Source organism: Blastopirellula sp. J2-11 (assembly GCF_024584705.1).
Classification (GTDB): domain Bacteria; phylum Planctomycetota; class Planctomycetia; order Pirellulales; family Pirellulaceae; genus Blastopirellula.
This window is the reverse complement of sequence record NZ_CP097384.1, coordinates 4,433,605-4,446,037: the sequence shown is the minus strand read 5'-3', so window position 1 is coordinate 4,446,037 and position 12,433 is coordinate 4,433,605. Positions and strand designations below refer to the sequence as shown.

The 12,433-nt window shown below is 56.9% G+C and carries 9 protein-coding genes and 1 tRNA gene; 5 read left to right on the top strand and 5 right to left on the bottom strand.

The genetic code is table 11. The features are described from left to right. Positions 1-8 precede the first annotated feature (8 nt). The 4 genes from M4951_RS17555 to M4951_RS17540 form a co-directional block, all read right to left on the bottom strand. Positions 9-602: an HNH endonuclease gene (locus tag M4951_RS17555; protein WP_262022938.1), complete on the bottom strand. Its 594-nt coding sequence runs from the start codon at positions 600-602 to the stop codon at positions 9-11. Positions 603-629: 27 nt separating this feature from the next. Continuing rightward, positions 630-700, bottom strand: a tRNA-OTHER gene (locus tag M4951_RS17550). A 470-nt stretch (positions 701-1,170) separates the two neighbouring features. Beyond that, positions 1,171-2,670 carry an AAA family ATPase gene (locus tag M4951_RS17545; RefSeq protein WP_262022937.1) on the bottom strand — a complete coding sequence of 500 codons (1,500 nt, stop codon included), beginning with the start codon at positions 2,668-2,670 and terminating at the stop codon, positions 1,171-1,173. 260 nt (positions 2,671-2,930) lie between these two features. Further along, entirely contained in the window at positions 2,931-4,355 is a 1,425-nt protein-coding gene (locus M4951_RS17540; RefSeq protein ID WP_262022936.1) for an IS4 family transposase, read from the bottom strand. A 426-nt stretch (positions 4,356-4,781) separates the two neighbouring features. Between M4951_RS17540 and M4951_RS17535 the strand changes: the two genes are divergently transcribed. The 5 genes from M4951_RS17535 to M4951_RS17515 all read left to right on the top strand — a co-directional run bounded on the left by M4951_RS17535 (position 4,782) and on the right by M4951_RS17515 (position 11,730). After that, positions 4,782-6,155, top strand: a complete 1,374-nt coding sequence (locus M4951_RS17535; protein WP_262022734.1) for an IS4 family transposase — start codon at positions 4,782-4,784, stop codon at positions 6,153-6,155. A 260-nt stretch (positions 6,156-6,415) separates the two neighbouring features. Beyond that, positions 6,416-9,103 carry a hypothetical protein gene (locus tag M4951_RS17530; RefSeq protein ID WP_262022935.1) on the top strand — a complete coding sequence of 896 codons (2,688 nt, stop codon included), beginning with the start codon at positions 6,416-6,418 and terminating at the stop codon, positions 9,101-9,103. An 18-nt stretch (positions 9,104-9,121) separates the two neighbouring features. Continuing rightward, on the top strand, positions 9,122-9,703 hold the full coding sequence (locus tag M4951_RS17525) for a hypothetical protein (RefSeq protein WP_262022934.1): 582 nt from the start codon (positions 9,122-9,124) through the stop codon (positions 9,701-9,703). Between the two features lie 401 nt (positions 9,704-10,104). Further along, positions 10,105-10,461 carry a hypothetical protein gene (locus M4951_RS17520; protein ID WP_262022933.1) on the top strand — a complete coding sequence of 119 codons (357 nt, stop codon included), beginning with the start codon at positions 10,105-10,107 and terminating at the stop codon, positions 10,459-10,461. Positions 10,462-10,470: 9 nt separating this feature from the next. Further along, complete coding sequence (locus tag M4951_RS17515) at positions 10,471-11,730, top strand: IS4 family transposase (protein WP_410050399.1); 1,260 nt, start codon at positions 10,471-10,473, stop codon at positions 11,728-11,730. Positions 11,731-11,916: 186 nt separating this feature from the next. Here M4951_RS17515 and M4951_RS17510 read toward each other — a convergent pair whose 3' ends face one another. Further along, positions 11,917-12,396, bottom strand: coding sequence for an Ig-like domain-containing protein (locus M4951_RS17510; protein ID WP_262022932.1), 480 nt, complete (start codon positions 12,394-12,396; stop codon positions 11,917-11,919). Positions 12,397-12,433: the final 37 nt, after the last annotated feature.

The window sequence follows — 12,433 nt, the reverse complement described above, 5'->3', positions numbered from 1 at the left end:
GCACGCGTCTAGGCGCCCAGTTCGGTATCCCAGTACGCTTCGCTGATGAACTTGGCCCACGATTCAATCCGGACGCGGCGAGCGGCGTACACCGGTGACCAGCGCGGCCGGACCGGGATCGAATGCAACGGCATTCGCGCCTGGAGCGGCGTGCGGTTCGCCTTCGAATGATTGCATTCGACGCAGGCCAACACGCAGTTCTCCCAACTCGACTCGCCTCCTTGCGCACGCGGCAGGACGTGGTCGATCGTCAAGCTTTCGCTCCCCGGACGCGAGCCGCAATATTGGCACGTATAGTTGTCGCGCTTGAACACGTTACGACGACTGAACGTCACCGTATTGCGCGGGACGCGATCGTAGTTGACCAGCGTGACAACTTCCGGAACGCGAATCCTCAGCCGTTGCGACGAGATGAACGGCTCGTCCTTGTTCGGGACAAGTTGCGACCAATCTTCCCAGTCGTACAGTTGGTAGCTGAGCGGATCGACGATCCTCGCCGTACCGCTAAAGACCTTGGTCAACGAGCGGGCCACCGAGGCGACCCCAACGGGTTGCCAGTTTCGATTGAGAACGAGCGTTGGACGCTCGAGAATTGCCGACATCCATCTCTCCCTGAGGTTATTGTCGATGACGACTGATCGGGTTCGAACCGATTTCTAACCGCTTCTACGGGTGCTCTGCCTGGTTGAGCTACAGTCGTTTGGGCTCGATCAAGGAACTTTTGTAGGGCTGGAATCCGACCCCAGTCGGGGTGAGGAGGGGAGCGAAGTCAGACCCTTAGCATAACACATCTGCGATTTTGACAGCAACGTTTCGTTGTCGAACCTTTTCCTTTTGACGTCGTCGTGAGGGGGTACGCCGCGGGAAATTTGTGAAGAGAGCGAGTAGGTCACGCGGTCAAAGGCACAGAATCGTCCCTTCTCACCCCGTATTTCACTCTCTTCCAAGGTGCGCCGTCTCGACATCGCCAAATCCGCAGGCCGTTGACGCCGGCTTGAAGTTTTGGTGAATCCGCGCGGCGGATTATCGTAATCGCATTCATTGGAAAGGAGAGGTCTCTGGGAGAGGGGGTTCGCGCCTGGCCTCTGCAAGCAAAGAGGAATCGCGTGCCACGGCTCAGTGAGCCGTGGCACGCCTCAATTTGCTTTTGCGGCAACAATCGTCGCTGCTTCACCTTCTCCGCCTTCGCACTTTCGCGCGTCGTTTCCGCGCCTTGCGGGGGGAGTGGACTGGACTTGCCTGCGAATTTTTTTCGAGTGGACTCTCGCGAGACCTATTTTCGGGCGTCGGCAGGCGATCGTGGCGCGGGGCGATTTCCGCTGCTTCGCTCGACGAACAGCTCGGCTGGTCGGCGTGCTGGTCTGGACTCGGCGGCGTTGCTTTTTCGGCGTAGCCCAGTAGTTCGGCGGTCGTCATAGTGAGGAAGGTATCGTCGAGCGGGTCGAACTCGGCCGAATCGCGATCGTTGCATTCCGCTAGATCGACCAGGCGATAGCGGGGCTCCCACTGGCGCATGTGGGGATCGCTATTCGAAGCGAGTCGGATTTCACCGGCGTCGACCAGACGCTGCCAAGTCGGGCCGAACTTGGCGCCGCTCATCCCGCTCTGCTCGCGGATCTTCAGCTTGGTCGCCTGAGCTGGATCAATTTGCGACATCGCTCCCCGCAGTTTCCAACGCAAGTGATCGGCCTGCGCTTTGGCGGCCAACTGAGCCGTTTCTTCTTCGATGGCCGGCACGTCGCGCAGCAGCACTTCCCACTTGCGCCCTGCCTGTTCGGTCTCTTGACCTTCGTCAATGTCGACGCCCCACAAGCGGCTTTGCCCCGCGCCGCCTAGCGTCAACCACAACTGGTGTCGCCCGCTTCCCGGCTCAAACGCTTGCCGGCGATTGACCAGCAGCCATTGCCGCGCAACGGCGTGGCACGCGGCGCTGGCCAGATCGGCGGCGCTTAATGCCCGCGGCGGCAACTCTTTTCGCGTTGGGCAACAGAGAATCGGCGTGGCGCCGGCTTCTAAACAGCAGCGAACCAACTCGCGTAGTTGCCGGGCCTGGGCTCGCGGCGTCGCGGTCGAGAAATCGGCCGCATCGATCAACACCACTTCCAACTGGTGTCGCTCGATCCAAGCGGTTAGCCGCCGCAAATTCACCGGATCGCCAAGCTCAGCCATGTTCAGCCCCCAAACCAGTCGATCCAGCGTCGACAAGTCGACTTGCGCCGCGGTGCTCCAGCGCGGCGCAAGGTCGGTCACCACCTGCTCGGCCCCTTCACCACCGACAAAGCCGACGCGAAACGCCCGCTCCGCCGCGAACTGGCCCAAAAACTTGCCGCCGCTCGCGAGCGCGCCGCACAGATCGACCGCCAGTGAGGTCTTCATGCATTTGCTGGGGCCCAAAATCACCGCCGCCTCATGCCGAGCCAGCATCCCCGGCAACAACCAGGCCCGCGGCGCTTGCCGCGCCATTAACTGGGCCGTGGTCAGCCCCTCCAAAGGTTCCTCCGCTTGGTTCGGGGACCGATCCACTTCCGAACCGGAAGCAGCCAAGTCCCCCGGCTTGTGGTGATTGCCCCCTTGATTTGCAACATCCAACCCCAGCAACGGCGAACACGCTTCATCCGATATTATTTGGTTGGTTGGATTGGAAGCAGACTCGATTAAGACCATCGACATCTCAATTCCCTCCCCTGACGCTTAGCCCTATCCCCGGCCAAACGCCCCCGCGAACTGATCCCGACGCATCCCGTAGGCGCCAGAAAACACGCCGAAAAGCAGAGCCGAACCGACGCCCGGATAACTGTACAAATTTATACTACAAGAGGGCGGCGAGTCAACCTCGATTGGGGGAGATTTTTAGGGGGGGGTTGGGCGCCGGACTACTTCTAAAACTAAAAGGGGACTATGGTGAATGGCACTGTCATCCCTAACTCATTCTACGTACATCGTTTAGCAAGTTCCTTCCTCAATTCCTTTCGCGGCTTTTGCATCAGCGTGTATTGCTTTGGTCTTCGTTTTAGCACCCGCGGTTCCAAGCGGCCGGGGCGGTTGGCGACTTCGCAGTTGGCGATGTGCTGAAACGCGAGCTTGATTTGCTGGGCGAATTGCCGCTGGTCGATCTGACCGGCGGCCGTCAGCATCCAGGCTGACAAGATGTATTGGCAGACGCTGGTGAAGCTGATTTGACGCGGCAGCTTCTGGTGAACTAGCGCCGCCCCGGCGGCGGTCGTGCGAATCAGATTATACGCCAACAGCGTCGCCCACAGTTCGCGGCGAACCATCGCCGGCGACTTGCAGCGCACGTGCCACAGGTTGAGCGATGTCTTGATATGGCCAATGTCGGTTTCCGCATTCCAGCGAAAGCCGTACAAGTCGGCGATCGATTGTTTGTCGTACTGATCGGGATCGAGCAGCGTCGTGATCACCATCAGCGACTTGGTGCGGCGTCCTTTCTCGACAACCGAGTAGCGAATCTCTCGCAAGGTAAGTGTCGGCGGGATCGACTGGTACGTTTCGACATCCATCCACGTCGGCCGCTGCGGACGTTCCCACAAGATCAGATGATCGTATTTGCCAAGTCGTACGCCGCGACGGAAGTCGCTATGCCGCAAGTGATGCTTGCGAGCGCAGACCGGGACGCCTTGGCTCAGCAGCGCCGCGATCATCATAAAGGAGCAGTGGTAGCGATCCATCACGGCGACATCCCCTTTGCGGAACTGCCCAAACAGCGAACGGAGCAACGCCGTTTCGCCGGTCTGCTTTCCTTGATAGGGGGCGATCGCCACGTCCAAGATGCAGGCGGTCGCCAGCGAAAGAACCGCAACCGCCCGGGCGACCGGGAATCCGCAGCCTGGCTTCTGCCCTTGCTGCTGCGGATATTCGGCTTGATTCTTCGCCGTGTCAGGCATGTTGAACGTGAAGCCGTCGACCAGTTTGGCGTGCATCCCTTTCCACAGCCAAGCCCGATCGGCGGCTGACTCAACGTCTTCTGCGATGGCAGTGGTCAGTTCGTGCAACGCATGCTCGGACAGCTTCGCCCGAGCGCGACAATAGTCGCCGGTGTCTGAGGTCGGCGGCCGCTCACCACGCTGAATGCAGTAGGTCGCAATGCGCGCGACCGCTGATTGACAAGAGGCTTCTTTCCCATCGCGGAGCACCTGACCGAGGAACGACCAGACCATCACCGCAGTCGAATAGACGGTCCGCAAGCCGAAAAGATTTCGATGCTTGGCGAAAACTTCCGCGATCCGTTCGGGCGAAAGAACGTCAGCGAACGGCAACCCCTCGCGTCCGAGAAAAGCGTCGGCGATCTTCTGAAAATCGGAGCAGCCGGACGAGCCGGAATTTGCTATAGCAGCCATGAGAAAACCCTCCTTGGCCGATTCACCGCGAGTGAAACCAAGGAGGGCATTAAAAACATCGCCTTGGAGGGCGAAAAACTTGAATCGCTTCAAGCCTGACCGGATATAAAAAGAAATCGGGTTCCAGGCAAGGTCAGATTATGCGCCGAGGGGATTTTGACAGTGCCATTCGGGACGGGGGTCATTGATCGCGTGTCGGGGGTTTTCCAGTGTGACCGCGACAAATGAAAACCTGGAAATGACCCCCGCCCCGAATGGCACGAGCTTAAAGCCTCCGCCCCAGGATGCGGTAACCGTCGAAAGGTGCTGTCGCAAGATCTTGCGACAGCAGGTGCTCGTCACTGCAACTTAGCGAGATGATTTGAAAAGACGGCGGAGCTTCGCTGAATTGGTGGTGTAACAATCGCCGTTTCAGGAGGCCCCGCCGTGTCTGATCAGTTTAACGCTTCGCCGCAGGAAGTTCAAAGCAAGTTCCGTAACGTTTCGATCTTCGTCAGCGAGTTGCTGCTGCCCAACGGCGTTGTCACCGCGATCTGTCAAGAGATCGGCTTCTCGTTTCGGCAGCGCATCTATTCGCCGATGGTCGTCGTGTGGATGTTCGTCATGCAGACGCTGTCAGCCGATCATAGTTGTCAGCAAGTCGTCACTCGTCTCAACGCCTGGCGAATGGCGCAGGGGCTGCCGCGCTGCAGCGGCGACACCACTTCCTATTGCCAAGCGCGGCGCCGCTTGCCGATTGCATTGTTTCAACGACTGCTCGCTTGGACGGCGCGAAAGTGCGATGAAGCTGGCGTCGGCGATTGGCGGTTCCAGGGACGCGAAGTGGTCATCGTCGACGGCACGACCGTCACGATGGCTGACACCCGCGCGAATCAAACCGCCTATCCGCAAATGAAAAGCCAGAAGCCTGGCTGCGGCTTCCCCTTGACGCGGATCGTGCATCTCTTTTCGTTAGCGACCGGCGCGGCGACGATGTTTGCGATGGGACGTTACGCCGGCAAGGAGACAGGCGAGACGTCACTGTTGCGAACGCTCTTGTCGCAGTTTCACTCGGGAGAAATCGTGCTCGCCGATCGTTACTACGCCAGCTTCTGGCTGCTCGCTTTATCGGAACTGCGCGGGATCGATATCGTGGCTCGCGCGCACCATCTTCGCAAAATCGACTTTCGCCGAGGCTTGCGCCAAGGGGACTGCGATCAGGTCGTGAGCTATTCGAAGCCGCAGCGGCCGACGTGGATGACGCAGCGGGAATATGAAAGCTACCCGTCGTCGATTCTCGTACGTCACTTGCGATATCAAGTCACGCAGCGCGGATTTCGGACGCGTCAAATCACGTTGGCGACGACGCTGCTACAGGCTGACGTTTATCGAGCGGAAGACTTGGCCGATTTGTATCGTCGCCGCTGGCAAGCGGAGTTGCATATCCGGAGCTTGAAAACGCAAATGCAAATGGACCACCTCCGCTGCAAAAGTCCGGCGATGGTTGTGAAGGAACTTCACTGCCACATGATCGGCTACAATCTGGTGCGGGCCGCGATGCTGGCGACGGCGTTGAAATTTCGCCTGCCTCCGTGGCGGCTCAGCTTTACCGGAGCGATGCAAGCGATCGAAGAGTTCGCCGCCGCACTCCGCTGGAACACGAAGCAACAAGAGTCCCAGTGGGAAAACCTCTTGCAAACGATCCGCCAACTGGAAGTCGGCGCTCGCCCTGACCGGAATGAACCACGAGAACTTAAACGGCGGCCGAAAGCGTATAAACTAATGCAAACGCCTCGAAATCGTTACGCAACAGCGGCTTAGAGTTAAGCTCGTGCCATTCACCCCCGCCCCCTTTTTATTAGCCAAGTAGTCATGAGTATCGCCATGATACCAGCAGCAGCTTTAGCAATTCATATAGCAACGGTCGAGCAACCAACGAAGTGGAGATCTCTTTTTCCGAGATAGAGGATCAACAATATAATTCCTCCTATAAAGAATCAGGGAGCTATACGCAGGAGATCGCTGGCGAAGGTTCGGCGAGTGGGAGCTATTCCCAGAAGGACACCGACTCGACCTACACGGTGACGGGTTCACACACCATTTCCGGCGAAGGGGGAGGCAATCAAGACTACCTGCAAATGTTGGTCGAGATTTACGACAGTATCCCCGAGAAGACCGAAACCGGTGCTATGGAATACACTACTACAGTGACGCAATCCAGCACCAATAGTTATTCGACGAGCGCCTCTTCCGATATTGACAGCAATCAAGATCTAGACGACACCGGTGGGGAGTACCAAGAGTCCACTATCAGCTATTCCAGTTCGCAATACACAGAAACTGCGAGTGCCGCAGATAGTGACGGTGGATATTCCTTTAGCGGAACCCACACGCAGGAGAACACCACCACCTTCAAGGATGATGGGACTTTTGACGAAACGAGTTCCAGCGGGACAACTTCCAGTGGTACGATCGTCACGGACAGTTTTGGCTCCGGCAATATCTTTCGCTCTCATTCCTATAGCGATTTTCAAGGTACTGGAAATACGCCCAATAGCGTGACCTCGAACCCGCAAACGACCTCTTACCCAGAGACGCAAGTCGCCTCCCCGACCCCTTCTGAAGGTGAGCCCGTCGATTGGCTAGGCTGGGTGCAATTTGGCCTGGATGCTGCAGGCTTTATTCCTGGCCCTGTCGGAAACGTTGCGGATGGCATCAATGGCTTTATCCACCTCTACAATCGTAACTACGTCGAAGCAGGCCTAAGCTTTGCGGGGGCAGTTCCTCTCCTCGGGCAAGCCGCAAAGTATACTGCGGCTGCGGCGAAAGCAGCGAAAGCAGGTTCGGCCCTGGCAGGGGTTGGCAAGGCCGTCAACGCCATCGAAGGCGCCGCCAAGTTTGCGAACAAAGCGGCCGGAGCGGCGGCCAAGACCGGCACCAAGCTGGTCGGAAATAGTGTGGATATTGTCCAGCAAACCGCCAAGCGAATCGGCGGCAACTCGCGCGTCGCCCAAACCATCTCGTCGCAGGCTTGTTGGGTCGGCAAAAAGCTGACCGGCGTCCCCATGTGCTTTAGCGGCGATACGGTGGTGATCGCTTACGTCGACCAGCAAAACGCCTCGGCGGTCGCGGTGGTCGGGCTGATCCCCGATCCCGAGGAAGCCGACAGCGGACTCGGCTGGAACTCGTCGGCGGTCTATTGGGTTGGACTCGGCGTTGTCGGCTGGGTGGGACTCCATTCGCTGGAGCGACGCCGTCGGCGAAAAGAGGAAGGCGAAACAATCGCAGTTGACCGACTCTTTGAAGCGGACGAGTGGGAGGAGGATTTCGAGGACGGCTACGAACCAGAGGCCGAGGAGGGCTGCGATCTGGCGGAGCCCGATTCGCATTCGCGGCCGATCGAATCGGATGTAACGCTACTTAGTCGTGAACTGCTGACAAGACGCACCTCGGCTCCGGTCGAACTATTGCCCAGCCCTGCAGAATCATGTTCCAATAAGAGCGTCGACAAGTCGCCAGACGCCGAACTGCAGAAGACTCAAACGGCAATCGGCCCACCTCCTCCACATAGATTGCTTCCTGCCGAAGAACCGAAAGACCTAATCCAAGCCAAAGAGGACCGCGACATGATCGATCTGAACAGTAAATCTAACCGCTTCGGCTGGCTGGCGAAAACTTGGCTGCTGTTCTGCCTGTTGATCGCGGCGACGCTCGGATTCGCGTGGAATCTTCCTGGGGCGGCGGCGCCTGCTCCAGCGAACAATTCGGTCAGTCGCCTACCGGAACAAGTCGCCACGCCGATCTCGCAAATCAAACTGGGGCAACGTGTCGCCGGGAAAAATCCGTTGCGTGAGCAGGTCGAAGAACTTGAGCCTGACCCGGAGACTTGGCGGCGAATTTCTCTGCGAATGGAGAAAGATGGCGGTGGCCAGCTTTGGATTGAACTATTGCGTCCGCTTGATTGGATCGAAGCGGCAGGAGCGAAACCGGGCCGATCGATTTATTTAGAATTGCATGAGATGGGAGCAGTCGGTGACGCCGAGGTTGTCGAGGTCGCGAACTGCCCTAAGGTTCCGTCTGGGCTAGGCACTGTTGTCACGGGAACTTTTCGGCATGAGGCTGACAAGAACAGTAACGTTATTCTGTTAAGCGTTGAGGGGCAATTTGAACCAACTACAGTCACTGCCAATCATGCCTATTGGTCGTCCGATCGTAAAAAGTTTGTCGAAGTAAGCAATCTCCGTGCCGGTGAGATGCTTGACACGCTCTCCGGTACAAGAAGAGTTGTGGAGATCAAGTCAGTTCAGTATGCCGGCTTTCTATATAACCTGGAGACGAACGAGCACGTCTATCGCGTTGGTAGCCTCGGTTCCATCGTCCACAATACATGCTCGGCCGCCGATTTTGTCCGCTTAAAACGGTCACGGCAACTGGCTGATAATGTTGTTGATAATCGCGTATTCCGCATAAGTGGACACGAATTGAACTTTGTTACGAGACTTCGTGATGCTAAGCCAAATTTGCAAATCTACCGGACAAACCAAAAAGCAAGTCTAGGCGATTTTCTCGTTATTGATCCGACAAGAAAGGGTAAAGAAAGTCTCGGATTCCTGGTTGATTTAAAAATGGGCGGAGGGGGGGCTGGCGGACAGCTAGCCAATTCAGAAGCAGCAAAAAAAATCTTCGGACTTGGACAATTAATCAAAGAATCTGGAACAACAGACGAACTATTGAAACTATTTTCTCAGGGGCGCAATGCGTTTCCCTAAACCGAACGTGACAATCGAATGAAGACTTTACCCCAGGTAATTGAAGAGGCACAGAATCGTTATGCGCGAGCAAGTTCTCCTGTGCCTATTCTGAATGACGTACTCAATAAGGTATCGGGAGATATTGTAAATATACTGTCGTGTGATTTTGCCGAACATGGCATTCTTGTGATTGGATCACAGAATCCTTTACAGCATGATGCCCTTGCTGTAATTACACTAATGCGTGGTTTTTTTAATGGTCGCAACTTATTCGATGTCGTCAGCAAATCTTGCGATGCATTCTTGCATGCGGATGTCGCTGTTGTTCCGCGAGGAAGCGGTGAGGCAATTCTTTCTCGGGAGCTTGGATGCATCGTTTTAGATACTTTAGTTTGCTGCTGTAAACGACAATTGAAGGAGGCGGGATATATGGTCACTGACCGGAGCCAATTAACGGTCAAGGAATTGGCCAGGAGTATTCGCCATGAAATCATAAAACATTACAAGAACAATTTCTCTGACCGTCCGGGCATTGCACAACAAGCGAATCGTGCTGCCGAACAAGAGGCGCAGTGGCAATTAGATAGAATCGCCACAATTGCCCAAGAAATGGTGTAGAGGCTAATTAGGAGGCATTACCACCAGGCTCCGCTTATTTTAATGGTCCAAAGGAAGAACGCGATTCAGTCACATGGGGGCAACACGCTGGGGAAAACAGACCTAGTCGACTGGTTGGTACTGACAAACAGGTGATGCTTGGGTGCCAGCGGCCCTTTTCAGCCAATCTCCCCTCTTTAAGCTGTTAAGTAGCCTCTGCGGGGAAAGCTTTTGCGATCCTGGGGGGATGACTTCGATCGCGATCCCGATCATACCGTAGTTCAAGCCATTTGAGGATCTAAAGTCGTGTTTTTGTACACCGATCGATAGAGTATTTGCCCATTTACCCACCCCCATTCCAATAATTTCAGTGCTCATCCTCGGGAGACTCTCCTATCAATCCCACGCAAACGATCGGTCCTTTGTCCATCCAAGTCCCCGCCTGCTATCTCCGCAGCCAAAGCTTCACCGGTTGGGAATGCCTACCGCACCAAGCGTCGGTTCAGGTCACCAGCCTTCCGGTAGCTTGGGCGGAAATTGTCAGCGGCTTCACGCCGGAGAAGATGCAGCAGCAGGGGATGTATTGGCTGGGGCAACAGCGTACCTCTGCTAGTGCAGAAGGAGAGCGAGTGGTGATTCATGCGCTGCAAGCGGTGTGGGCCGAAAAAAGGGGACGGGGGCAATCCTGTTCGGCACGCGATTTGCGCATCAAGATTGAGTTGTGTTTTGTCTTGTCAGATTGGCAGGGCGAACGTTTGTCTCGACCTTGGATGCGGTGATGTTTTATCGTGCGTAAGCCTTCTCAAAATCAGAACTCGGACGACCAGCAGCCAATCCATCTGCAAGGCCTGAAGTACTTCGCCAAGCTTCGACCGTTGCTAGCCCAGCTGCATGACGACGCGACTGCTCGCGACACGGCGGGCAACCGAACTCTGCACTTCGACCAGTACTGCATGCTGGTGTTGCTTTACGTTCTGAACCCTGGCATATCGAGTCTGCGGGCGCTTTCGCAGGCGAGCGAACTCACGAAGGTTCAGGCGAAGCTGGGCAACGCGAAAGCGTCGCTGGGCTCGCTTTCGGAAAGCGCGCGGCTGTTCGATCCGGAGCGGCTGAAGGCCATTATCGGGCAGTTGGCCGAGCAGGTACAAGCCGGAAAACTTGACTCCAAGACGGCGAAGTTCGCCCAAGGACTGATCGCGGTCGACGGCAGTGTGGTGAACGCGTTGCCTTCGATCATGGCCGCTTCGCTGCTCAAGCAGACGACTGGTTCGGCCGTCGTCCATTGGCGACTGCATACGCACTTTGAAGTCGCCAGCTTCACGCCGCAAGCGATCACCGTAACGCCGGATGGCGGCGGCGAAAACGACGAACGAGCGGTGCTCGCGCGTTCGCTCGATGCCGATAAAATTTACGCGATGGACCGCGGCTACGCCAAGTTCAAACTGCTCAATGCGATCGATCAACGCGGCAGCAGTTACCTCTGTCGGCTGCGCGACAACGCCGCTTACGACGTGCTCGAAGATCGCCCGCTGACCGACGGCGATCGAGCCGCAGGCGTGCTGAGCGATCAGACCGTGCTGCTCGGCAAGACGAGCAAGTTGGAGGATCGCCCCGATCACCTGGTTCGTCTCGTCTGCGTGAAGTGCACGCCGCACAAGAATCGGACCGGCGGCAAGGTGAAAGGATCGAAGGCGCCCAGCAGCGACGGCGTGCTGCGAATCGCGACGAACATGCCGTTCGCCCCGGCCGAAATCATCGCGATTCTTTATTCGTACCGCTGGACGGTCGAAATCTTCTTCCGTTTCTACAAGCAACTGATGGGCGGTGCGCACTTACTCAGCCGTAGCAAAAACGGCATCGAACTTCAAGTCTACTGCGCGATGATCGCCTGCCTGCTGATGAGCCTGTGGGTCGGCGGCAAGCCGAGCAAACGAACGTTCGAGATGATCGGCTACTACTTCACCGGCTTGGCCAATGAAGAAGAGTTGCTCGCTCACCTGGCGAAGATTCGCCAGCAAGCCGCCGCGTCCGCAGAGGAAAAATCGTAGCGACAATTCCAAGAGTCCGCCGTAGAAGCGGTCTCCGCGTCGATGCTGCGCGGATGAAAAGCGAGTCGTTCGCTTGCACGACTCGCCAGCGTCGCGAAATTGCCTAAAGAGGTCGTGACTGGCTAGAATCAATGCCGGGCACGGGAGCGTGCCGAACAGGATTGGGACGGGGGTCTTTTTGCCGCGTTATCTCCTCCTGCCGGATCTGCTGCGTTGCGACGAGAGGTCAAAATCGAAGGTGTTTGCGCCCGGCTGCACGTCCGCTTCGAGTTCGCTCTGCGTGTTGTACCGAGTTGGAATTTTCGGCTTCCCCGCTTTGCCCCGCCGCTTGACTTGGGGACTTTCGGCGTCCGGTTCCGCGTCGTCAGGCTCATCCGCTTCTTCGCTCGGTGCGATTTCCACGCGATTGTGGCCGATCTTGGTCCCCCGGGTATTGCGAATGTAGGTCAGCTCATACTTCCCCTCCGCATCGGTGCGGCCATGGGCCGGACGGCCGTTATCAGGCTGAAAGACGACGACAATTCCGCTGAGCGGATTTCCATCAAGCGTGATGGTTCCGCTCACTTGCCCCAGATCCGGCTGATCACTAGGGGCGCTGCAGCCTGGCAGACTCAGCAGGATCACCGACAAGGCCGCCGCCAGGCGACCAGCTTGGTTTGACTTCACTGTACAACTCGCAATGCAGCTTGAATGATGTTCAGTT

Coding starts and splice junctions, on each gene's coding strand:
- M4951_RS17540 (WP_262022936.1), bottom strand. CDS start 4,355: ATGGCTGCTATAGCAAATTCCGGCTCGTCCGGCTGCTCCGATTTTCAG.
- M4951_RS17525 (WP_262022934.1), top strand. CDS start 9,122: ATGAAGACTTTACCCCAGGTAATTGAAGAGGCACAGAATCGTTATGCG.
- M4951_RS17555 (WP_262022938.1), bottom strand. CDS start 602: ATGTCGGCAATTCTCGAGCGTCCAACGCTCGTTCTCAATCGAAACTGG.
- M4951_RS17545 (WP_262022937.1), bottom strand. CDS start 2,670: ATGTCGATGGTCTTAATCGAGTCTGCTTCCAATCCAACCAACCAAATA.